25 protein-coding genes are annotated in these 19,455 nt (G+C 61.1%); 16 read left to right on the top strand and 9 right to left on the bottom strand.

Annotation, left to right across the window (positions count from 1 at the left end):
• Positions 1 to 83 precede the first annotated feature (83 nt).
• Both ACG0Z6_RS05225 and ACG0Z6_RS05220 read left to right on the top strand, forming a co-directional pair.
• Complete coding sequence (locus tag ACG0Z6_RS05225; protein WP_394459163.1) at positions 84 to 857, top strand: SDR family oxidoreductase; 774 nt, start codon at positions 84 to 86, stop codon at positions 855 to 857.
• Between the two features lie 200 nt (positions 858 to 1,057).
• Entirely contained in the window at positions 1,058 to 1,327 is a 270-nt protein-coding gene (locus ACG0Z6_RS05220; protein ID WP_394459161.1) for a hypothetical protein, read from the top strand.
• 57 nt (positions 1,328 to 1,384) lie between these two features.
• Here ACG0Z6_RS05220 and ACG0Z6_RS05215 read toward each other — a convergent pair whose 3' ends face one another.
• The 4 genes from ACG0Z6_RS05215 to ACG0Z6_RS05200 form a co-directional block, all read right to left on the bottom strand.
• Entirely contained in the window at positions 1,385 to 2,278 is an 894-nt protein-coding gene (locus ACG0Z6_RS05215) for an EamA family transporter (RefSeq protein ID WP_394459159.1), read from the bottom strand.
• Between the two features lie 152 nt (positions 2,279 to 2,430).
• Positions 2,431 to 2,847, bottom strand: a complete 417-nt coding sequence (locus ACG0Z6_RS05210; protein ID WP_394459157.1) for a VOC family protein — start codon at positions 2,845 to 2,847, stop codon at positions 2,431 to 2,433.
• A gap of 114 nt (positions 2,848 to 2,961) precedes the next feature.
• Positions 2,962 to 3,693 carry a substrate-binding periplasmic protein gene (locus tag ACG0Z6_RS05205; RefSeq protein ID WP_394459155.1) on the bottom strand — a complete coding sequence of 244 codons (732 nt, stop codon included), beginning with the start codon at positions 3,691 to 3,693 and terminating at the stop codon, positions 2,962 to 2,964.
• A 166-nt stretch (positions 3,694 to 3,859) separates the two neighbouring features.
• Complete coding sequence (locus tag ACG0Z6_RS05200) at positions 3,860 to 4,309, bottom strand: SRPBCC family protein (RefSeq protein WP_394459153.1); 450 nt, start codon at positions 4,307 to 4,309, stop codon at positions 3,860 to 3,862.
• 183 nt (positions 4,310 to 4,492) lie between these two features.
• Between ACG0Z6_RS05200 and ACG0Z6_RS05195 the strand changes: the two genes are divergently transcribed.
• The 3 genes from ACG0Z6_RS05195 to ACG0Z6_RS05185 all read left to right on the top strand — a co-directional run bounded on the left by ACG0Z6_RS05195 (position 4,493) and on the right by ACG0Z6_RS05185 (position 6,530).
• Positions 4,493 to 5,179, top strand: a complete 687-nt coding sequence (locus tag ACG0Z6_RS05195) for a DUF4197 domain-containing protein (RefSeq protein WP_394459151.1) — start codon at positions 4,493 to 4,495, stop codon at positions 5,177 to 5,179.
• Between the two features lie 69 nt (positions 5,180 to 5,248).
• The gene (locus tag ACG0Z6_RS05190; protein WP_394459149.1) at positions 5,249 to 5,467 is read left to right on the top strand and encodes an oxidoreductase-like domain-containing protein; all 219 of its coding nucleotides are present in this window, start codon (positions 5,249 to 5,251) and stop codon (positions 5,465 to 5,467) included.
• Positions 5,468 to 5,753: 286 nt separating this feature from the next.
• Positions 5,754 to 6,530 (top strand): type 1 glutamine amidotransferase domain-containing protein, encoded by a 777-nt coding sequence (locus ACG0Z6_RS05185; protein ID WP_394459147.1) that lies wholly within the window; start codon positions 5,754 to 5,756, stop codon positions 6,528 to 6,530.
• Between the two features lie 491 nt (positions 6,531 to 7,021).
• Here ACG0Z6_RS05185 and ACG0Z6_RS05180 read toward each other — a convergent pair whose 3' ends face one another.
• A complete protein-coding gene (locus ACG0Z6_RS05180) occupies positions 7,022 to 8,038 on the bottom strand; it encodes an IS110 family RNA-guided transposase (RefSeq protein WP_394459145.1) in 1,017 nt (338 codons plus the stop codon).
• A gap of 118 nt (positions 8,039 to 8,156) precedes the next feature.
• On the opposite strand from ACG0Z6_RS05180, the gene ACG0Z6_RS05175 reads away from it, so the two are divergent.
• From ACG0Z6_RS05175 to ACG0Z6_RS05150, 6 genes are all read left to right on the top strand, one after another.
• Positions 8,157 to 8,651, top strand: coding sequence for a hypothetical protein (locus tag ACG0Z6_RS05175; RefSeq protein ID WP_394459143.1), 495 nt, complete (start codon positions 8,157 to 8,159; stop codon positions 8,649 to 8,651).
• A gap of 92 nt (positions 8,652 to 8,743) precedes the next feature.
• The gene (locus ACG0Z6_RS05170) at positions 8,744 to 9,016 is read left to right on the top strand and encodes a hypothetical protein (protein ID WP_394459141.1); all 273 of its coding nucleotides are present in this window, start codon (positions 8,744 to 8,746) and stop codon (positions 9,014 to 9,016) included.
• A gap of 409 nt (positions 9,017 to 9,425) precedes the next feature.
• Entirely contained in the window at positions 9,426 to 9,950 is a 525-nt protein-coding gene (locus ACG0Z6_RS05165; protein WP_394459139.1) for a hypothetical protein, read from the top strand.
• Between the two features lie 281 nt (positions 9,951 to 10,231).
• Entirely contained in the window at positions 10,232 to 11,524 is a 1,293-nt protein-coding gene (locus tag ACG0Z6_RS05160; RefSeq protein WP_394459137.1) for a glycosyltransferase, read from the top strand.
• A 47-nt stretch (positions 11,525 to 11,571) separates the two neighbouring features.
• Positions 11,572 to 12,099, top strand: a complete 528-nt coding sequence (locus tag ACG0Z6_RS05155; RefSeq protein ID WP_394459135.1) for a DinB family protein — start codon at positions 11,572 to 11,574, stop codon at positions 12,097 to 12,099.
• A gap of 387 nt (positions 12,100 to 12,486) precedes the next feature.
• Positions 12,487 to 12,843 (top strand): ribonuclease E inhibitor RraB, encoded by a 357-nt coding sequence (locus ACG0Z6_RS05150; RefSeq protein ID WP_394459133.1) that lies wholly within the window; start codon positions 12,487 to 12,489, stop codon positions 12,841 to 12,843.
• A 63-nt stretch (positions 12,844 to 12,906) separates the two neighbouring features.
• On the opposite strand, the gene ACG0Z6_RS05145 is transcribed toward ACG0Z6_RS05150, so the two are convergent.
• Positions 12,907 to 13,092, bottom strand: coding sequence for a hypothetical protein (locus ACG0Z6_RS05145; protein ID WP_394459131.1), 186 nt, complete (start codon positions 13,090 to 13,092; stop codon positions 12,907 to 12,909).
• A 34-nt stretch (positions 13,093 to 13,126) separates the two neighbouring features.
• Positions 13,127 to 13,948 carry a prohibitin family protein gene (locus tag ACG0Z6_RS05140; RefSeq protein ID WP_394459129.1) on the bottom strand — a complete coding sequence of 274 codons (822 nt, stop codon included), beginning with the start codon at positions 13,946 to 13,948 and terminating at the stop codon, positions 13,127 to 13,129.
• A 126-nt stretch (positions 13,949 to 14,074) separates the two neighbouring features.
• Here ACG0Z6_RS05140 and ACG0Z6_RS05135 point away from each other — a divergent pair, with 126 nt between their 5' ends.
• The 4 genes from ACG0Z6_RS05135 to ACG0Z6_RS05120 all read left to right on the top strand — a co-directional run bounded on the left by ACG0Z6_RS05135 (position 14,075) and on the right by ACG0Z6_RS05120 (position 16,318).
• Positions 14,075 to 14,566 carry a cupin domain-containing protein gene (locus ACG0Z6_RS05135; protein WP_394459127.1) on the top strand — a complete coding sequence of 164 codons (492 nt, stop codon included), beginning with the start codon at positions 14,075 to 14,077 and terminating at the stop codon, positions 14,564 to 14,566.
• Between the two features lie 21 nt (positions 14,567 to 14,587).
• On the top strand, positions 14,588 to 15,067 hold the full coding sequence (locus ACG0Z6_RS05130; RefSeq protein WP_394459125.1) for a retropepsin-like aspartic protease family protein: 480 nt from the start codon (positions 14,588 to 14,590) through the stop codon (positions 15,065 to 15,067).
• Between the two features lie 95 nt (positions 15,068 to 15,162).
• Complete coding sequence (locus ACG0Z6_RS05125) at positions 15,163 to 15,642, top strand: Spy/CpxP family protein refolding chaperone (RefSeq protein ID WP_394459123.1); 480 nt, start codon at positions 15,163 to 15,165, stop codon at positions 15,640 to 15,642.
• An 88-nt stretch (positions 15,643 to 15,730) separates the two neighbouring features.
• On the top strand, positions 15,731 to 16,318 hold the full coding sequence (locus ACG0Z6_RS05120; RefSeq protein WP_394459121.1) for an LURP-one-related/scramblase family protein: 588 nt from the start codon (positions 15,731 to 15,733) through the stop codon (positions 16,316 to 16,318).
• A gap of 53 nt (positions 16,319 to 16,371) precedes the next feature.
• Here the strand turns inward: ACG0Z6_RS05120 and ACG0Z6_RS05115 are convergent, their stop codons facing one another.
• Positions 16,372 to 17,439 carry a PEP-CTERM sorting domain-containing protein gene (locus ACG0Z6_RS05115; protein ID WP_394459119.1) on the bottom strand — a complete coding sequence of 356 codons (1,068 nt, stop codon included), beginning with the start codon at positions 17,437 to 17,439 and terminating at the stop codon, positions 16,372 to 16,374.
• A gap of 386 nt (positions 17,440 to 17,825) precedes the next feature.
• On the opposite strand from ACG0Z6_RS05115, the gene ACG0Z6_RS05110 reads away from it, so the two are divergent.
• Complete coding sequence (locus ACG0Z6_RS05110; protein WP_394459117.1) at positions 17,826 to 18,476, top strand: MBL fold metallo-hydrolase; 651 nt, start codon at positions 17,826 to 17,828, stop codon at positions 18,474 to 18,476.
• A 5-nt stretch (positions 18,477 to 18,481) separates the two neighbouring features.
• On the opposite strand, the gene ACG0Z6_RS05105 is transcribed toward ACG0Z6_RS05110, so the two are convergent.
• The gene (locus tag ACG0Z6_RS05105; RefSeq protein ID WP_394459115.1) at positions 18,482 to 19,453 is read right to left on the bottom strand and encodes a M48 family metallopeptidase; all 972 of its coding nucleotides are present in this window, start codon (positions 19,451 to 19,453) and stop codon (positions 18,482 to 18,484) included.
• Between the last annotated feature and the right edge of the window lie 2 nt (positions 19,454 to 19,455).

Here is a 19,455-nt window from a genome sequence, read left to right as displayed (position 1 = left end):
GAAAAGACTTGTCCTGGGATTGTGATTTATTCAGACAGATTCGCCCAATAGACTGACTTCACACTCATTTCTTTGGAGGCCTGATGTCACATCCCACCCTGCAAGACAAAGTCGCTGTCATCGCTGGCGGCGGCAAAAACCTGGGCGCACTGATTGCCAGCCAGTTCGTCGAGGCGGGTGCTTCTGGCCTGGTGCTGCACTACAACAGCGACAGCTCACGCGCCGAGACCGAACACACCGCAGCTGCGCTTCGGGATAGAGGAGCCGATGTCATCACCTTCCAGGGTGACCTGTCGGTGGTGGCCAACAGCGTACGCTTGTTCGACCAAGCGCAGGCGCACTTTGGTCGAGTCAATGTGGCGGTGAACACCGTTGGCGTTGTCATCAAGAAGCCCATCTTGCAGGTGACCGAGACGGACTACGACAAGAGCTTTGACGCTAACGCCAAGGCTGCTTTCTTCTTCATGCAGCAGGCCGGGCGGGTGCTGGCCGATCGTGGCAGCATCGTCACCATTGTCAGTTCACTGCTGGCGGCTTACACGGACTCATATGCCGTCTACCCTGGCAGCAAGGCACCTGTGGAGCACTACACGCGGGCTGCTTCCAAAGAGTTTGGTTCACGCGGCATCAATGTCAATGCCGTCGGCCCAGGGCCTATGGACACGCCGTTTTTCTACGGTCAGGAAAGTAAAGAATCTGCGGCCTATCACGCCTCAGCTGCAGCGCTGTCGCCCTACTCGACCAAGGGCCTGACTGATATCCAAGACATTGCGCCCATCGTGCGATTTTTGGTGACCGAAGGCTGGTGGATCACGGGCCAAACGATTTTTGCCAACGGCGGCTACACCACGCGGTGATGCCAGCTCAACCGGTGCTGCCGCAGCAGCGGGCAGCGCCTTTGCCAGCCTCAGTCACTGACCTTCACCTGCTGGCGCTGGACCACGGGCTGGCCTTCTTTCGGCGGCTCGCCCGTTGACAAAGGGTTCGCCCGCCCAAAATGCTCGACGACGTCGGCGTTGGCAACATCTCAAATTGCGGTTTTTCAAGAGGATTGAAGATGCACATGGTCATGGTTATGGGCGCAGGGCTGCTGCTGCTGCTCGTGTTTGTGATGTTTGGCTGGCTCTGGGGAGCCAGCCCCAGAGCCATGGCGCTGGCCGCCAAGTACTTTGTGCTGGTTTGGTTGTTGGTGGCTTCGACCAATATGTGGGTGGGTGTGACTCATGCGGGCTACACCGTTCGGCAGGAGCTGCCCATCTTGCTGATCGTGTTTGCGGCGCCAGCCCTTGTGGCCGTGGTGGTCGCTTGGCAGCTCTCTAAGGCTTGAGGCGCCTACTTCAAAGATCCACCTTCACGCCCTGCGCGAACACGCGGGCGCAGCGGCTCAGCCTCGCCGCAGCAGCGGCCACAGCAGGTTCAGCGCCAGGCCGCTGAGCACCAGGGCGGCGGCGAGGAGCTTCCAGGCGGGCAGGCTCTCGCCCAGCACCCAGGCGGCGGTGCTCATGCCAAAGACCGGCACCAGCAAGGCCATGGGCACGATGGTGGCCGCGGCATGGCGCGCCAGCAGCCAGCCCCACACGCCGTAGCCAAACAAGGTGTTGCCCACGGCCTGCCACAGCACGGCTGCCCAGGTCACGGCATCGGCGCGCGCCAGGCCTTGGCGCATCAGCTCCGGCCCTTCAAACAGCAGCGACAACACCAGCAGCGGTGGCACGGCAAACACGCTGGTCCACACCACAAAGGCCAGCATGTTCACCCGCCCCGCGCGCTTGCCCACCATATTGGCGCAGGCCCACGAGAAAGCGGCCAGCAGAATCATCAAGAGGCCCAGCGGCGTGGCGCTGCCATCGGTGTGGCTGGCGATGAGCCCGATCCCCGATGCCGCCAGCACCAAGCCCAGCCACTGAAAGGGCTGCACGCGCTCCCGGGTCACGCGCATGGACAGCAACAGCGTGAAGAAGACTTGCGTCTGGATCACCAAGGAGGCCAGGCCCGGCGAGATCTGGCTGCGCATGGCCAGAAACAGCAGCCCAAACTGGCCGACACCGATCAACAGCCCATAGGCCGCCAGCTGGCGCCAGGGCAGATCGGGCTTTTTCAGGAAAAAAATGGCCGGCAGCACCGCCAGCGCAAAGCGCAGCGTGGCAAACAGCAGCGGTGGCAGGGCATTCAAGCCCAGCCGAATCACCACGAAATTGCTGCCCCAAATGGCCACCACCGCCAGCGCCAGCAGGAAGTGCCGCCAGGGCAGCCCGTTCGTTGAGGAGGATGTCGGCATGCGTCGGTCCGGTGCAAGGAGAGTCGGTCCAGACTAACAGCAGGCCACGTCGCGGCGGGGTCGATGTGGCCGCCGAGCCGCTCTGTGCAGCAAGCCCCTGGCTGCTGCGCGGGTCCCTCACCGGCCTTGGCGCTGTGGCGCCGGAGTGCCCCTCAAGCGGGCAGGTGGCACACCGCTTCGATGTTGTTGCCCTCGGGGTCGATGACGAAGGCGCCGTAGTAGTGGGCGTGGTAGTGCGGCCGGGGGCCTGGGGGGCCGTTGCACACGCCGCCTGCGGCGAGGGCTGCGCGGTAGAAGGCGTCCACTTCGGCACGGCTGGCGGCGCGCCAGGCCAGGTGGCAGCCCTGGGTGCTGGGGGTGCTGCCGTAGGGCGAGGGGCCGTCCACAAACCACACGTCGGCCTTTTTGCCGTCGGGCTCTGTGGCATCGGGGTAGGCCAGGCCCACCACGTTCACGCCCTCGTACTGGCCTTGGGCGCACACGCTATAGCCCAGGGGCTGCAGGGCGGCGGCGTAAAAGGCTTTGGCGCGTTCGATGTCGCGCACGCGAAATGTCATGTGGTCCAGCATGGCGGTCCTCCTCCTGAATGGGTGTAGAGGGCTGAAGGATAGGCGGGAGCTGTATGCATGTACAGTTATTGCTGCTGCAGGGCGCGCGTTTGAGGGGACGCGCTCCGCCGGGCCTCAGGGTTTGCCGGTGCTGGAAGGGGCGTGCAGGTATTGCAAGCGCAGTGCCTGGAGTTCGCCGCTGCGCTGCAGTTCCTCAAAGGCCTGGCTGAAGCGCTGCAGCACGGCTTCGCTGACCTGGGGGTTGAAGGCGAAGTAGCAGCCAAAGCCTTGGCGCAGCGGGCGCAGCACGGTGAGGCGGCGTGGGTCAAAACCGGCGCGGGCGGCTTGGTAGGCGTAGGGCAGCATGAGCCCGGCGAGCATGTCCAGATGCCCGCCGTACAGCATCTTGGCCGAGGTCTCGCTGCCGGGGGTGAGGTAGATGCTGCGCTCGGCTACACCCAGGGCGCGCAGCATGTCGGGCACAGGGGAGCCGCGCACCACGCCGATGCGCAGCGGCCGGCTGTCCGAGGGCTGGGCGGGAAAGCTGCGGCCGCTGCCTTGCAGCGCCAGCAAGGTGATGTCGCAGTCGTCCACGGGGCCCACCCAGCGGTAGAGCGGTTCGCGCGCGGGTGCGCGCACCGTGACGTACAAAAAGCTGTTGGGGTGGCTGCGCACCGTGGCTTGGGCCAGTGCCCAGGGCTGCTGGCGCCGCTGGATTTTCAAGCCGCTGCGCTGCGCCACGCGGTTGAGCACCTCGTTGGCCAGGCCCAGGTTGCGGCCGTGTTCGCGGTAGGCGTAGGGCGGCAGGTCCTCGGTCACGCCCAATAAATCGGCGGCCTGAGCTCCAGCCCAGGCGGGCAACAACACCCCCAAAAGCGCCCATGTGCGGCAGCAACGCATTCCCAAACAACTGTGCATGGTGCGCCCCCTGTGGCGCGTGTGTTTTCAGTTCCTGAGCGATTGTGCGCCCGCGCCACCAGCCCTGTCGACCTGCCAAGCATGGCGGGGCAGGCTGTCGGGCGCAGTCATGGCTTCAGCCCGGCGGGCGCATATCGGGTTCCACCAGGCGGGCCAGGGCGTTGAGCGACTGCTGCCAGCCCAGGTAGCAGCCATCGCGCGCAATGACTTCCGGAATGCCCGACTGGCGCACCTGCAGCTCCGTGCCGCTGGGCACAGCGCTCAGGCGCACTTCCACCTCGATGGTGCCGGGCAGGGCGGGGTCGTCAAACACATCGGTGTAGCGCAGCAGCTGCGGCGCGGCAATGTGCAGGTACTCGCCGCCAAAACTCACCACATCACCCGTGCTGAAGTTGCGAAAGCTCATGCGAAAGCGCCCGCCCTCGCGCAGGTCCAGGGCATGGACGGTGGCCGTAAAGCCGTGCGGTGGCAGCCATTGGGCCAGCGCGTCGGCTTCGGTGAAGGCGCGAAACACGCGCTCGGGCGGTGCGCTCAACACGCGGTGCAATTCAATGGTGTGGGGCATGGGTAGGGCTTTCAAAACAGCGCAGCGCGGGCCGCTGCGGGCTTCATCCTATCCAGCCCCATGAAAGGGCGCAGCAGCGCCGCCCCTGGAGCCGGGGGGGGGCTCACGCGCCTGGGCGTGTGCACCATAGCGCCTGCGCGCACGTTGCAGTGCCTACACGCCCTCCTCAACAAGGACCCCGCCATGCCCACCCCAAGACGCGATGTGCTGCAAGCCCTGGCCATGAGCCTGCTGCTGCCCCTGAGCACCCGGCCCGCCTGGGCCCTGAGCGAGACCGACGCCGCCAGCGGCATACGCACCGCGCTGGAGCGCGGCGCCGAGTCCGCCGTGAGCCTGCTGGGCCGCACCGACGGCTTTCTGGGCAACCCGCGCGTGCGCATCGAGCTGCCCGGCCAGCTCAAAGACGCCGCGCGCCTGCTCAAAGCCACCGGCCAGGGCAAGCGCGTGGACGATTTGCTCACCGCCATGAACCGCGCCGCCGAAGCCGCGGTGCCCGAGGCCAAAACCCTGCTGGTGTCGGCCGTCAAAAACATGAGCGTGGAAGACGGCCTGCAGCTGCTGCGCGGTGGCGACAACGCCGCCACCCGCTTCTTCGAAACCAAAACCCGCACGCCGCTGAGCGCCAAGTTCCTGCCCATCGTCACCCACGCCACCGAGCGCGTGGCGCTGGCCGACAAATACAACGCCGTGGCCGGCAAAGCCGCCAACTTCGGCCTGGTGCGCAGCGAAGACGCCAACCTCCAGCAATACGTCACCGGCAAAGCCCTGGACGGGCTCTACCTCATGATCGGCGAGGAGGAAAAGAAAATCCGCCAAGACCCCGTGGGCAGCGGCAGCGCGCTGCTCAAGAAGGTGTTTGGAGGCCTCTGAAGCCCGCGAGCGCCGCGGCAACGCACCCCGTATGGAGCAAGGACTTGCCGCCTTTGCTCCAATGCGGGCATGGATTTTTCATGCCCCATCACCGACCGCGCCACCGCCCTGCGCCTGGCCCGCGAACTGCTCGCCCAAGCCGCCCAGCGCGGCCTCATCCTCCCCGAACCCCCACAAGAGCCCGACAACTGCTGCGACAGCAATTGCGGCGCAGCCTGCGTGTGGGAAACCTTCTACGCCGAAATGGGCTATTGGCGGGATGAATGCCTGCTGAGGTTGGAGGGGTGATGGGCCGGCGGGGCCAGGGCATATCCCCCTAGAAATAGGGCTAGAACTGCCAGCGATATTTGGCTTAACTGCATGCAAGAAGCAACCAAGGCGGATGTAACAAACTGCCGGGTTTACAGGCAAATTTAGTACTGTATGAACATGCAGTCAATCGCGAAGGATCCGTTTTGTATCAACGACTTAGAATCAGAACAGCGCCCGAAGTTATGCAGCACACGCCGACGTTAGGGCGCAGCGCCTGTCTCCCCATATCACGTTAAGCCAAAGTAAAAACAATGGAGTGAATATGAAGCATTTAATTAAACTGCTTGGAATTATTCTTATTAGCTTTGTTCTGCCAGCTGCCGCAAGTGAAGCCAAAAGAATTCTAATTATTGCTTCAAATCTCGAGGATATGGGTGATCTTGAAAAGCATGATGCCAGAAATAATCTGTGGGAATACGCACCTCCGTATCATATTTTCATTTCTCATGGTTACGCTGTTGATTTTGCTTCTCCTGTCGGAGGTGTAGTGCCGTTCTCGATGGACCCTATTGGTATTAGCAGTTACACAATAAAATACGAAGGATTTCTTGATCGAGCTAATAGTTCACTGAATCCGAATCAAGTTAACTCAAAGGACTATGCTGCTGTCTTTATAGGTGGAGGCTACGGGACATTATTCGATGTGGCTTCGAATCAAAAGCTCCTTTATATTATGGCGAAAATTTATGAAAGCGGTGGGGTTATAGGGAGTTGTGGCCACGGAGCGGGGGCTTTTGCTAATGTTAAACTTAAAAATGGCAACTTTTTGGTTCAAGGAAAGCGAGTTGCTGGATTTCCAAATTCTACAGAAAGGGAGAAAGATTGGGCTAAGCAGGGCACACTGCTGCCATTTTTCATTGAAGATCAACTTCGGAAAAATGGCGCTTTAATAATAAATAAGGACAATATTGCCGATAAACGTGATGTAATTATTGATGATCGGATTGTCTCAACGATGTTCCTGCCATCAGCTGCATTGGTGGCAAAAGAAATGCTTATTTTGCTAGAAAAAAGCGGAAAATCCAATAAATCAAAATAAGCAAAAAAGCTTAACAAGTCGTTGCAGCACCAGTCGCTTCGCTCCTTGGACGGTTTTTAAGTCGCTTTTTTGTGGCTCGCTGCGCTCACTTCATCACAAAAAATCAACTTTAAACCCGCCGCTGAACTCGGCTACAAGGGCTTCCCCACTCGTCAAGCCAAACCAATCCCTGATGGCCCGCAATGCGGGCCATTTCTTCATTGGCTTCCCCTTCAAAACCCGCCGCCGTGGCAGGGGTGAGCGCTGGCAAGAACAACAAGGTGCGGACTGGCCAAACTACAAACGGTCATTGATGTGGCGTTCCGTGCCACGGACCCTGATGAAGGACGCACGCGGGGGACCCATTCGTTAGCCGGCGAGTCTGGCGCCGCCCTTGAGTTAATCGGTCACGCCCCGCGCAGGTCCAGACCTGTTGTCATCAACGCTTGCCGTCACGCGGCGGTGGTTCTGTATCTCTGTGGCTTTGGGGTTTTGGACGCATCGACGGCTGCTCAGGCTGGCAGCACAAACGCGTCTCCACGCCTGAGCACCGCCCAGGCCATGCGCGCGTTCTTGGCCGCGATGGCCACCACGGCGCGCCAGTAGCCGCGTCGCTCGGCCAAGGCCACAGCCCAGCGACTGATCGCGTCGTTCTTGTCTTTGGCCGCAGCCAGCAGCGCTCGGGCGCCCATCACCAGCAGGCTACGCAGGTAGGCGTCACCGGCCTTGGTCGTGCGCCCCAATCGCGTCTTGCCGCCCGAGCTGTACTGACCCGGGGTCAGGCCCAGCCAGGCGGCGAATTGGCGCCCGCAATCAAAGTCATGACCGTTGCCGATCATGGCCAGCAAGCAGGTGGCTGTGGTGGCGCCCACGCCGCCGAGTTGCATCAATTGCTTGGCCCGCGCGTCGTTCTTGGCCATGTCTTTGATGAGCTGGTCGTACTGTTCGATGCGCTCATCCAGCCGCGCCACTTCGCTGAGCAAGTCACCGATCACGGTGTTGGCGTAGCCGGGCAGGTCCTCCAGGCATTGGCAGGCGCGGCGCCGCACGGTGTTGGCTTTGAGCGGCAGCACGATGCCGAACTCGCTCAAACCGCCACGGATGCGGTTGAGCGTAGCGGTGCGCTGCTCCACAAACCCCTGGCGTGCGCGGTGCACCAGCAGGCGCGATTGCTGGTCGAGGTTTTTGATCGGCACGAAGCGCATGTGCGGGCGCTGGATGGCTTCGCAGATGGCTGCGGCATCGGCCGCATCGTTCTTGCCGCGCTTTCCCGTCATGCGGTACGGCGTGACGAACTTCGGCGCGATCAGCCGCACGGTATGGCCCGAGGCCTGAAACAGCCGGGCCCAGTGATGCGCGCCCGAGCAGGCCTCCATGCCAATCACACACGGCGCCAGGGCAGCGACAAGCGCGTGCAGCTTCTCGCGTGGCACGGCTGGGCGCAGCAGCTGCGCCTTGCCTGCCTCGTTCACCCCGTGCAGGGCAAATACGTTCTTGGCGAGGTCGATACCCACAGCCAGAATGGCCATGATGTCCCCTTCCGAGTCAGTTGATGAGTTACCGTAGTTCTCATCGCGACAATCAGTTGCGATTTGCCGCAATGCGGCTCGCTCGGGACGGGGAAGTCCCTTTCATTCGTTAGCTGCCATGGATCATTTACTCAATGAAGTTCGAAGCCTGTTTGGGGCGGGTGCAATGCCTAGTGCGAATGCGTTAGTAAATTGGGATGGATTCGACCAATGGGACAAGGAGTATGCCGTTAAGTTTTACTCCGGAAAGACGTGGAAGGATGTTCTGGCCCACAACAATAAAGGTGGGACGGCGCATAAACTCGAGGAGTGGTCGGTGTTGTGTGAGCCATCGCTTTCGTATTATGGCCGCGCTCATTTGGAGTACCTCTTTGAGACAGCCGATAGCGTCACCCCCGACGACGAGTTCGTCTCACAGTTCTTCCACCAGCTCTACCAATTGGTTTACATGCACAAAGGAAGTCCATTCACTGCGTCGCAGACAGACCTACTCGTGAGGATCGCCAAGACTCTTCCTCTTGTCGCCGTCGAACGAGGCGTAGAGAGTCTCGCCGATGACTATGTTGTGCACAACATCGAGCTTTACCTAGAGGAATTGACACGTGTCAGCTAATCCTTCGGTCAAGCGGGACTGCGGAACCGGCGTGGTTTCTCCGGCCAGTCGCTCTCGCGCCGCAGCCCCGTACCTCCAACGTTGAACAGCACATGGCCACGTTCAGTTGGATCAACAAGCAGGGCGTTCGAAGCAGCGACGGCTTCGAAGTCCAATTCACCGGTCGCTTCACGGCGGAGTACCGTGAGGGGGCGCGCCATCTCGCCATTGAAGTTGAGGGTGCGGATGGGCTCATCAATTTCAGTCCACGAGCTTTCGAAAGATGGGCGAACGACTCCACGGTCAACACACAAGAAGAACAAGCTCGGCTGCTTAAGAATTTCCTGTCTGCGTTGGAATTCCAAGGCCTGAGGGGTATGCCGTGATGCTGTTCAACCCTGCGCTCAAGCGGACCTGCGCCAGCTACGCTGGCTGGTCCGCTTAGCTGGAACTACAAGGGCTTCCCCACCCGTCAAGCCAAACCAATCCCTGATGGCCCGCAATGCGGGCCATTTCTTCATTGGCTTCCCCTTCAAAACCCGCCGCCGTGGCAGGGGTGGGAGGGGGCAGGTCACGCCAAGCGGGGTGATGGGGCGTGAAACAGGGGGACATGTGCCGCCCCTCGCAGGTCACGTTGGCAAGCTTGAGACTTCGATCAGAATGGGGCCATCGACCCGGATCAGTCAGCCCAGTTTCGCGATGAAGAATCAATCCTCCTCACCATTCAACCGTCACTGCGCAGCACCCGGAAATCGGGTTATTGCCCAGCGTCGTTAGGCGCCACAGGAGCACTCGGTGAACCACGAAGAACTCGTCTACCAACGCATTGGGGAGTTTGCCGTCTCGTTCCAATGGATTGAGAACAAGCTTCGCGAGATCGGGTGGTTCGTCATCGACCCCGATCGCTTGAAATGGCCACCCCCAGATCTGCGAAACCTGACAAACGAAAAACTCGTTGATCGCGTCCACGAGCTCTTCTTGCAGGCCCTGCCAAAGTGCAATCTGCCGGCGGAGTTGGAAGCGGATTTCAAAGACTCCTTTGCTTCCTCCGTCAAGCAGTTGCATCAACTGCGCAGAGACAGAAACCGAATACTTCACTCGGCGTTCATTGAGCTCAAGGCAGGCGGAGAGGTTCAAGGAATATTGCGCTCGGGCTCAAAGCTCCAGGTCGATGAGGAAACGGGCGAGGCCCTCTTTGACCAAGAACTCCTTTCCGCCAAGTCGTTCACCTCTGAGATGAAAGCTGTGGCCGATCTGTCACTGTTCCTGAATCGAGCCTATACGCAACTTCTTCATCGGTACCCCCATGGTGGCGCCTAACCCTTCCATCGAGGGGGCGTCCAACATCAGGCTTCGCCTGCTGTCGGCCGCTCCTCATGTCAAACGCAAGGGCTTCCCCACTCGTCAAGCCAAACCAATCCCTGATGGCCCGCAATGCGGGCCATTTCTTCATTGGCTTCCCCTTCAAAACCCGCCGCCGTGGCAGGGGTGGGAGGGGGCAGGTCACAGCACCCGGAAATCGGGTTATTGCCCAGCGTCGTTAGACCCGTAACAACCAAACGATCACCTCAGACCACCTCATTACCCCTCGATAGAAACCGATGAGAGTTCTAATTGCAAGCGCAGGAAGTCATGGCGATGTATTCCCATTTATCGCCATAGGGCGAGAAATGCTTGCTCGCGGCCATGAAGTTCTCTTCTTTGGAAACCCATGTTTCCGAGAGTACGTAACAACCGTTGGCATGGAATTCGTCCCCATCAGCACGTCCGAAGAATACCATCGGGTCTTTGGCGAGATCGCTGAAGACGATCCAGCAAAAGCCCTTAAACGCATCACTGCCCATTTTGGCGAGATCTGCGGCGATTACTACATGGCCCTGAAGGCCAACGTCATCCCACGCCAAACCATCACGGTGAGTAGTTCCGTATTCTTTGCGCCCAGGCTTCTCAGTGAGACTGATGGTGTTCCTTGTGTAGCCGTTCATTTGGCGCCCAACGTCATCCGATCAAACATCAAGCCGGCGCGATCAGCACCCAACTGGATTCATGCGGGCACACCGGCTCTGATAAAGCGCTTCGCATATTGGTCTGCAGACACGTTCTTCTTAGACCCATATTTCACAAAGCCACTCAACACGCTACGAGCAGCGCTTCGTTTACCTCCGTTGACGAGAATCTTTGGCTCTTGGATCAATGAAGCAGATTGCCTCATTGGCATGTTTCCCGATTGGTACGCAGAAAGGCAACTCGATTGGCCTTCAAAGATGGTCATGTCGGGCTTCCCTTTATATGACCATGGAGCACAAGCACCTTTGGCCGATGAACTCAATGAGTTCATAGCAGCAGGGCCTGCACCGGTAGCTTTCTCGGCAGGCACGGCCAACGCAAATGCTGGCGCGTTCTTCAGGGCATCCGTGGAGGCTTGTTGCATCGCTGGACTCCGGGCCATTTTACTTTCCAACTTCGCAGGTCAGATTCCCGCCTCACTGCCTAATGGCGTGATACATGTCCAGTACGCTCCCTTTGGATCTTTGCTACCCAAGCTCGCCGCGTTTGTTCATCACGGAGGAATTGGCTCTGCAAGCCAAGCGCTAAAAGCTGGCGTACCTCAGCTCATACGCCCTGTGGCATATGACCAATTCGATAACTCCGCCCGCGCCGAACGGTTGGGCGTCGCTCGTGAGCTTCTTCCCAAGCAGTATTCAGCACGCGCTGCCGCTACCGCACTCTCGCAGTTGATGTCGGACACCAAACTGCATGGGCGATGTAGTGAAATAGCAAAACGCCTCACGGATAATCCGGCGCTACAAATCGCCTGTAATGCAATTGAGGCAGAGCTAGGTCTAACTGGCGGTTCAACTCGGACGTCAATGCTCCGCATTGCCGCCGGTTAACCTTGGCGTTAGGTGCTGGAGCGAGAAAGCACTGCCTTCAACAGAAAATGGAGATTCCTAACTTGCTGTTTGCAAAAGCATTTCAGTATAAAAAATGGGCGAACTCTGAGCTACTGGCTTTCGGAGAGCGCCAGTTTCACTTGCTTCCGGAGAGCGATGCAGTCTTCTTTATTAGAATTCTCAACCACACCACAGTGGTTGACAGCTTATTTATCAGCCGAATGTCAGGAACCCCTGAGCTTTACTCTGCTGACAACACGGTAGAAACACCAACTTACTCAGAGCTAAAAGAAAGAATTGAGAAAAATGATTCATGGCTTGTGGATTTCTCCGTAACCGCCACTCCTGAAATCATGAGCCGAACTATTTCCTTTAAATTCACTGACGGTGATTTGGGAACACTATCAGTAGAAGAAGTAATGATTCATCTGTTAACGCACGGCAGCAATCACAGAGGTATGGCTTCACGAACATTGGCATCAAATGGTCTTGAGCGCCCGAAAGATACATTCACTCGATATCTGCATGAGGTCGAACCCGGCAGAAGAAAAGAGTCTCGGCGTGCCAGCACCTAACAACTGGTTCAAATCGCTCGCTGGGACCGGCTAAGCCGGCCCCTCATGTCAAACTACAAGGGCTTCCCCATTCGTCAAGCCAAACCAATCCCTGATGGCCCGCAATGCGGGCCATTTCTTCATTGGCTTCCCCTTCAAAACCCGCCGCCGTGGCAGGGGTGGGAGGGGGCAGGTCACGCCAAGCGGGGTGATGGGGCGTGAAACAGGGGGATATGTGCCGCCCCTCGCAGGTCACGTTGGCAAGCCTGAGGCTTCGATCAGAATGGGGCCATTGACCCGGATCAGTCAGCCCAGTTTCGCGATGAAGAATCAATCCTCCTCACCACTCAACCGTCACTGCGCAGCACCCGGAAATCGGGTTATTGCCCAGCGTCGTTAGGCGTCACTATGCCAACACCAGCAGACCTACTCGCCACCCTGCAAGATAACGACGATCCAGATGCACTGGTTCTGCTTGAGATGGCCAAGGCTGGGAGTGATCTCCGAAAACCACACGAGCCCGAGTTCGTGTTCGAGGTCGAGAGTCAAGCGATAGCTCAAGCTATAGCTAATGAGCTTTGTGAGCTTGACTACGAGGTCCAGCTATATGAGCCGGACGATGAGAACCCTGACTTCCAAGTCGTTGCCAAGCGAGTCATGCTGCTCGAGCTCCAAGCGCTCACCCAACTTTCGGCCAAGTTTGAAGCGTTGGCAGAGAGGTATGGGGCAAGCTACGACGGCTGGGGTGCAGAGCTTGTTGAGTGAACGTTGGGCAGTTCCCTCGAGTTCAATGCTATGGAAGAGTTGGTGCGGTTGACGTTCAGACGCCTAACCATTCCATCGAGGGGATGCCACCAGCACGTTGACGTCGTCATCCCCATGCACAAAGTGGCTGACATACATGCGGTTCACCAGCCATGCCAGCGCTGTGCCCGCCAGCAACCCAGCCAGCGTGCCCAACAAAATTCGCAACACGCTTTTCATGGAGCGGTCCAAAACCAAATTGAGGCTCATGGGTGTAGCCCACGATGCCTCATGACCTGTCGCCTTACTTCCCCGCGTTGCCGTTGAGTTGCACAAAGGGTGTGCCTGCCCCGGTGTACTGGGGCAGCTTGCCGTCCCACTTGCGAATGGCCTCGGACTCGTTTTCGAGTTGTTTGAGTCGCAGCAGGTCAGGGGTGATTTCCAGGCGTTTGGCTTTGAGCGACTCGGCTTCGCCGCGGGCCTTGGCCAGGGCTTGTTCGGCCTCCACTTTGATGCGTTCCAGGTCGCGTTCGGCCGTGAGCTTTTTTTGCTCGGCTTCGACCTTGGACTCGATGGCTTTGTCGAACACGTCTGAGAAGTCGTAGTTGACGGCAGCGAGCGAGTCAACGATCACGCCGTGACGCTTGAGGCGGGTCTCCAGCAGGTCGCGGATTTTGCTGCTGACATCGGTGCGCTTGGTCACCAGCTCTTCGGCGGTGTACTGGGCGGCGATGGCTTTGGTGGCTTCTTGAGCGGCGGGCTCAATCACGCGCAGCGCCACGGCGCCTTCGTCGCCAATGGCTTGGTAGGTTTGTGCGACCAGTGAGGGGTCGAGTCGCCAGTTCAGTGCGGCTGACACCGACACCTGCTGCAGGTCTCTTGAGGCAGCGACGCCCGAGCCCACACTCTTTTGCAAGCGCACGTCGATCATGTGCACCCGGTTGACCAGGGGGATGACGAAGTGGATGCCTTCCCCCAAAGGCTCGGGGTCCACCTTGCCAAAGGTGGTGATCACCCCGCGTGTGCCCGACTGCACGATGCGAATGGGGTTGATCACGTTGAACAGCAACACGGCTGCAATCAACAGACCTCCAAACTTCAAGGCCCCCGACATGTACTTGACCATTGCGCTCCTCCATTTTTGAATCAGGAACCATAGCAGCCCCGAGGGGCCAGACCGTAAGTCCCTACACCGTTCAAGAGGCAGCTCCCCCAAAATGGGGCCCTCTCCAACCCACCCGTGAGCCCAGCCATGACCCACCCCGTGATGAACCTCGCCGATGTGGTGTTGGACGAAGAAGAGGCGCAGGGTTGCTATGTCTCGCGCAGCGGCAGCATCAGCGACCACATCGGTGCGCGGCAGCTGGGCTACAACCTCACGGAAGTGCCGCCGGGCAAGACCAACTGCCCCTTTCACAATCACCATGGCGAGGAGGAGATGTTCCTCATCCTCGAGGGCACGGGGGAGCTGCGCTTTGGTCAGCAGCGCCACGCCCTGCGGCCCATGGACGTGGTGGCCTGCCCGGCCGGTGGCCCGGAGGTGGCACACCAAATCCTCAACACCGGCAGCGTGCCGCTGCGCTACCTGGCGCTGTCCACCCTGGTGCCGGTGGAGGTGTGCGAGTACCCCGACTCCGGCAAGCTGCTGGCCGTGGCCGGACCGCGCGGTGCACGGCGCGTGCGCGCGGTGTTCCATGCCAAGGCGGCCGTGGACTATTACGACGGGGATGCGGGCGCCGCTTGAAATTCATGGCATCGTCACGCCATGCAAAAAGATTTACCGCATGGGCTCAAGCTCGCCGCTGTGTGGCTGGGCATGGTGTTGGTGCTGTTTCTGGGCTTCAAAGCCTGGGAGCGCCAGCAGCAGCAAAGCCGCATCCAGCTGCAAGACGGGAACATCGTGCTGCAGCGCGCGCCCGATGGGCACTTCCACTGGCGCGGCCAGGTCAACGGCGTGGAGGTGGACTTTCTGGTGGACACCGGCGCCACCCGCACTGCCCTGCCTGAGGCGCTGGCGCGTCAGGCCGGTCTGCAGCCCGAGGGCGAGGTGCAATCCAACACCGCCGGTGGTGTGGTGCAGGGCTGGGTGGCCCGCGCCGACATCAGCCTGGCGGGCGGCGTCAGCGCCCAGCGCCTGCCCGTGACGGTGCTGCCCCAACTCAGCAGCCCGCTGCTGGGCATGGACGTGCTGGGCCGCATGCACTTCAGCCAAAGCCCAGGCCAGCTCACCTTCAGCGCGCCTTAGGCCGCGGCTTTACGCAAGTTTGCGTTGGCACTGTCATGCCGCAACGCGGGCCGCCCAGAATCAAGGCCTTCCCAACCACAGCCGCAGAGGTCAGCATGACAGTCCGTTTTCCACAAGGTTTGATGCGCCCGGTGTTTTATGCCGCCCTGGCCCTGAGTGCGGCCATGGCGCAGGCCGCTCCGCATGGGCCCGAGGGAGGTCCAGCCCGGCATGAGATGGGCATGCCCGCGCGTGCGCTGCAGGCCGCTGGCGTGACGCCTGCGCAGCAAAGCCAGATCGAGGCCATCATGAAGCAGGCGCGTGAGGACTTGCGCGCCCAGCACCAGGCCGCGGGCGATTTGCACCAGCAGATGAACCAGCTGCTGGCCGCACCCACGGTGGACGCCGCCGCCGCCGAGAGCCTGCGCCAGAAGATGCTGGCCCAGCACGACAGCGCCAGCCGCCGCATGTTGCAGGCCCGGCTGCAAGTGGCCGCGCTGTTGACGCCGGAGCAGCGCCAGAAGCTGGCCGCCCAACAGGCCCAGCACCAGGGCAAGCGCCGCGAGCATCGGCACGAGGCTGCGCCCGGCCAGTGAGCTGAACGAGGTGCCCAGTTCCGTCACAATCTCAGCGCTGTGCCACGTGTACAGCGCTGAGATTCCCTGGGCCCGACAACAAATAGATATGCACGCAACGCTTCAGCAGAACCAATTCTTTGTCAAAGAGCACGTCGGCATTTTCAAGGCGGCCAACAACTTCGACATCTATGACCCCGCCAGCCAGCAAAAAGTGCTGGAGTGCCGGGAGCCCAATCTGGGGCTCTTCGCCAAACTCTTTCGCTTCACCGACTACAAGTGCATGACGCCTTTTGAGGTGGAGGTTCGTACCCCCGAAGGCGCCAAGGTGTTGACCGTCAAGCGCGGCATCTCGCTGTGGCTCTCGCGCGTGGAAGTGCTGGACGAACACGACCGCGTGGTGGGCTACTTCAAGCAGAAGTTCTTTTCCATCGGCGGCAAATTCGATGTGCTCGACGCGCAGGAAAACACCTTGTGCACCCTGCACGGCAAATGGACGAGCTGGGACTTCCGCTTCCTGCGCGGCGAGCAGGAACTCGCCAGCGTGAGCAAGAAATGGGCGGGCCTGGGCATGGAGCTGTTCACCTCGGCGGACAACTACATGCTCTCCATCGCCCCCACGCTGCCCGCCAACGACCCCACCCGGCTGCTCATCCTCGCCGCGGTGCTGTGCATTGACATGGTGTTGAAGGAGTGACCGAGCAGGGGCACTGAGCCCGGCAAGCCATACCCCTGCTGCAGGGGTGTGGCCTAGACCTTGGCTTGGCGTTGACGGCGTACAAAGGCCATGGCGCCCAGGCCGAGCAGCATCAAGGCATAGGTTTGGGGTTCAGGCACGGGGGACAACAAAAAAGCTGTTTGGACACCGTTGTTCAAGCCATATCCAACCACTTGACCCGCGTCGTTGATGGCATGGGCTTCAAGGAGTGAAGCGCCGTCCGCGCGTTGCGCGGCACTCAGGAAGCTATTCAAATCGATCGCCGTGCCGTTGATCCAGATCGTGGCGTAGCCATTGCCGTCCGCCGCAAGGCTGTAGCCCACCACTTGGCCGGCGTTGTTGATTCCATTGGCATAACTGAGCGTGCCACCCAAGGTGCCCAAGTCAGTCGCCGTGCCGTTGTGCCACATCGTGGCGTGCCAACCCGCGTCGCCTGCGATGTTGCTGCCGCCCACCACTTGGCCGACGTTGTTGACGGCCGCAGCGCTGCTGGAGCCCCCACCCAAGGTGCCCAGGTCAATCGCCTTGCCGTTGATCCATGCCGTCGCGCGCGAAGCCGTGTCGCCTGAAATGGAGCTGGCACCCACCACCTGGCCGGCAGGGCTGATGGCGACAGCGGCGCTGAAACTTCCGCCCAAAGTTCCCAAGTCAGTTGCCGTGCCGTTGTTCCAGATCGCGGCGCGCGAATCAATGGCGCCAACCACTTGGCCGGCGTCGTTGATGCCCCGGGCCGTGCTGAAATTGCCCCCCAAGGTGTCCAAAACCGTTGCCACTCCGTTGTTCCAAATGGTGGCGCGCGAACCCAGATCGCCGATCACTTGGCCCGCGTTGTTGACAGCCCGGGCCCTGCCGAAGGTGCCGCCCAAGGAATCTAAAGCCGTTGCCGTGCCGTCATTCCAGACCGCGGCTTGGAGCTCAAAGCTGGGGGTGTAGCTGTAGCCCACCACTTGCCCGGCATTGTTGATGCCCTGCGCACTGCCCAGTGGGGAGGTCAAGCCCGGCAACCATTGCAAGGTGTATGCAGTGCTTGCATGGGCCAAACCACTGAATGCCAACGCAGTCATGGCCATAGCCATGCGGGCTTTGATTCGAATCGTCATGGTGTCGCTCCGTGTAGGGTGACCCGGTACAGGGCAGTTCACGCCTTGCGAAAGGGTCCAGCTGTTGTGGCGTCGTGAAGTGCTTCGAGCACACGCCGGGGTCAAGTTCTCCCTTTGACTTGGCTCCATGCGTACTGACTCAAATTCACGAAGAGCCGGCATTGTGTGCGGGGCGAGTGCGGGTGAACTCCTGGCACCAGGAGTGGTGGTAGCTCTTTGCGGCGACGCGGCAGAGTCCCCTTGGGCTCAGATCGGTCTGCCGTGTTGAGTGCGCTCAGCCCGCCATGAAATCGATGAAGTGACATGGTGTTGAAGGACGGAGTGCGCGTGCTTCGATAATCCGCTCACTGCACGCCGTTCGGCTGCGCCTTTGATTTGAAGACCCCATGGCCCTGCACTACACCACCCTGCCCGTCACGCCCTTTGCCCAGAACTGCTCGCTGCTGTGGTGTGAGCAAACGCGCGAGGCCGCGCTGGTCGATGCGGGCGGCGAGCACGAGAGGCTGCTGGCCGAGGTGGCGGCGCGGGGGTTGACGCTCAAGATGCTGCTGGTGACGCATGCGCACATCGACCACGCTGGGGCGGTGGGGCAGTTGGCGCGCGAGCAGGGCCTGCCGGTGGTGGGGCCGCATGTGGGCGACCAGTTCTGGATTGATGGGCTGGCTAAGCAAAGCGCGATGTTTGGCTTCCCGCCGGCCGAGCCCTTTGTGCCCACGCGCTGGCTGGAGGATGGCGACACGGTGCAGCTGGGCCAGGAGGTGCTGGCGGTGCGCCACTGCCCGGGCCACACGCCGGGGCATGTGGTGTTTCACAGCGCCAGCGCGCAGCGCTGTTTTGTGGGCGATGTGCTGTTTGTGGGCTCGATTGGCCGCACCGATTTCCCTGGCGGCAACCATGAGCAGCTGCTGAGCTCCATCCGCGAGCGCCTGTGGCCCATGGGGGACGAGGTGGTGTTCATTCCCGGCCACGGCCCGGAGGGCACGTTGGGCCATGAGCGGCGCACCAACCCGTTTTTGAGCCACAGCCGCTGGGGCTGAGGCGCTCAGCGCTTGGCTTCAGGCGGGCCCCAGCGCCGCTGGGGCTTGTCGGCGCGCTCGTAGAGGCCCTGGACTTTGCCCAGATTGGCCTCGATGTCTTTGATGCGCGAGGGGCCGCTGGGGTGGGTGGAGAGCCACTGCGGCGGCGCGCCTTTGTTGACTGCGCCCATCTTCTTCCACAGGCTCACGCCCGCGGCGGGGTCGTAGCCTGCGCGCGCGGACAGCTCCAGGCCGACCAGGTCGGCCTCGCTCTCGTCCTCGCGGCTGAAGGTCAGGGTCAGCAGCTGGCTGCCGTAGGACAGCAGCGTGTCGCCCAGACTGCCCAGGCCCAGCAGGCCGGAGATGACGTTGGCGCCCACCCGTGTGGCGGTGGTTTTGGCCATGCGCTCGCGGGCGTGTTCGCGCAGGGCATGCGCCACCTCGTGGCCCATGATGGTGGCCACCTCGTCGTCGCTGAGTTGCAGCTTCACCAGGATGCCGCTGTAGAAGGCGATCTTGCCGCCGGGCATGCAAAAGGCGTTGAGCTGTGGGCTGCCCAGCAGGTTGACCTCCCAGCGCCATTGCTTGGCGCGCGGGTTCCAGGGCAGGGCCACGGGGATGATGCGCTCGGCGATATAGCGCAGGCGCTGCAGCTGCGGCTCACCGGCCGGGGCCAGCGCGCGCTGCTGCGCGGCTTCTTGCAGCATGGTGCGGTATTGCTGGGCGGCAGCGGCTTCGAGCTGCTCGGCCGGCACCAGGCGTGTGAGCGCGCTTTGCTTGCCCACATTCACGCCCTCTTGCGAGCCCGGTTCGGCCAGGGCCGGGCAGATGGCGCTGGCCGCTCCCAGGCCCAGCAGCGCGCTGAAATGGCGGCGCTGCGGCCGCGCCAGCCCGGTGCAGCAGTGGCAATGGGCCCAGCCCTGGGTGGGTGCGCTGGGCAGGTGGGGGGGCTGCTCGGGCAGCAGGGTGAAGGCGGGGGCGTGCTGGGGCGCGTTCATGG

The organism is Roseateles rivi, from assembly GCF_043555845.1.
GTDB classification, from domain to species: Bacteria; Pseudomonadota; Gammaproteobacteria; order Burkholderiales; family Burkholderiaceae_C; genus Roseateles; species Roseateles rivi.
The sequence above is the reverse complement of the archived record's forward strand: the minus strand, read 5'-3'. Positions and strand labels throughout refer to the sequence as shown.

What these genes read in the sequence shown, in the direction of transcription:
- ACG0Z6_RS05150 (WP_394459133.1), top strand. Translation starts at nt 12,487, where the DNA reads ATGCCAACACCAGCAGACCTACTCGCCACCCTGCAAGATAACGACGAT.
- ACG0Z6_RS05220 (WP_394459161.1), top strand. Translation starts at nt 1,058, where the DNA reads ATGCACATGGTCATGGTTATGGGCGCAGGGCTGCTGCTGCTGCTCGTG.
- ACG0Z6_RS05185 (WP_394459147.1), top strand. Translation starts at nt 5,754, where the DNA reads ATGAAGCATTTAATTAAACTGCTTGGAATTATTCTTATTAGCTTTGTT.
- ACG0Z6_RS05105 (WP_394459115.1), bottom strand. Translation starts at nt 19,453, where the DNA reads ATGAACGCGCCCCAGCACGCCCCCGCCTTCACCCTGCTGCCCGAGCAG.
- ACG0Z6_RS05110 (WP_394459117.1), top strand. Translation starts at nt 17,826, where the DNA reads ATGGCCCTGCACTACACCACCCTGCCCGTCACGCCCTTTGCCCAGAAC.
- ACG0Z6_RS05195 (WP_394459151.1), top strand. Translation starts at nt 4,493, where the DNA reads ATGCCCACCCCAAGACGCGATGTGCTGCAAGCCCTGGCCATGAGCCTG.
- ACG0Z6_RS05155 (WP_394459135.1), top strand. Translation starts at nt 11,572, where the DNA reads ATGGAGATTCCTAACTTGCTGTTTGCAAAAGCATTTCAGTATAAAAAA.
- ACG0Z6_RS05225 (WP_394459163.1), top strand. Translation starts at nt 84, where the DNA reads ATGTCACATCCCACCCTGCAAGACAAAGTCGCTGTCATCGCTGGCGGC.
- ACG0Z6_RS05210 (WP_394459157.1), bottom strand. Translation starts at nt 2,847, where the DNA reads ATGCTGGACCACATGACATTTCGCGTGCGCGACATCGAACGCGCCAAA.
- ACG0Z6_RS05170 (WP_394459141.1), top strand. Translation starts at nt 8,744, where the DNA reads ATGGCCACGTTCAGTTGGATCAACAAGCAGGGCGTTCGAAGCAGCGAC.
- ACG0Z6_RS05135 (WP_394459127.1), top strand. Translation starts at nt 14,075, where the DNA reads ATGACCCACCCCGTGATGAACCTCGCCGATGTGGTGTTGGACGAAGAA.
- ACG0Z6_RS05200 (WP_394459153.1), bottom strand. Translation starts at nt 4,309, where the DNA reads ATGCCCCACACCATTGAATTGCACCGCGTGTTGAGCGCACCGCCCGAG.
- ACG0Z6_RS05120 (WP_394459121.1), top strand. Translation starts at nt 15,731, where the DNA reads ATGCACGCAACGCTTCAGCAGAACCAATTCTTTGTCAAAGAGCACGTC.
- ACG0Z6_RS05130 (WP_394459125.1), top strand. Translation starts at nt 14,588, where the DNA reads ATGCAAAAAGATTTACCGCATGGGCTCAAGCTCGCCGCTGTGTGGCTG.
- ACG0Z6_RS05145 (WP_394459131.1), bottom strand. Translation starts at nt 13,092, where the DNA reads ATGAGCCTCAATTTGGTTTTGGACCGCTCCATGAAAAGCGTGTTGCGA.
- ACG0Z6_RS05160 (WP_394459137.1), top strand. Translation starts at nt 10,232, where the DNA reads ATGAGAGTTCTAATTGCAAGCGCAGGAAGTCATGGCGATGTATTCCCA.
- ACG0Z6_RS05215 (WP_394459159.1), bottom strand. Translation starts at nt 2,278, where the DNA reads ATGCCGACATCCTCCTCAACGAACGGGCTGCCCTGGCGGCACTTCCTG.
- ACG0Z6_RS05180 (WP_394459145.1), bottom strand. Translation starts at nt 8,038, where the DNA reads ATGGCCATTCTGGCTGTGGGTATCGACCTCGCCAAGAACGTATTTGCC.
- ACG0Z6_RS05115 (WP_394459119.1), bottom strand. Translation starts at nt 17,439, where the DNA reads ATGACGATTCGAATCAAAGCCCGCATGGCTATGGCCATGACTGCGTTG.
- ACG0Z6_RS05125 (WP_394459123.1), top strand. Translation starts at nt 15,163, where the DNA reads ATGACAGTCCGTTTTCCACAAGGTTTGATGCGCCCGGTGTTTTATGCC.
- ACG0Z6_RS05190 (WP_394459149.1), top strand. Translation starts at nt 5,249, where the DNA reads ATGGATTTTTCATGCCCCATCACCGACCGCGCCACCGCCCTGCGCCTG.
- ACG0Z6_RS05140 (WP_394459129.1), bottom strand. Translation starts at nt 13,948, where the DNA reads ATGGTCAAGTACATGTCGGGGGCCTTGAAGTTTGGAGGTCTGTTGATT.
- ACG0Z6_RS05175 (WP_394459143.1), top strand. Translation starts at nt 8,157, where the DNA reads ATGGATCATTTACTCAATGAAGTTCGAAGCCTGTTTGGGGCGGGTGCA.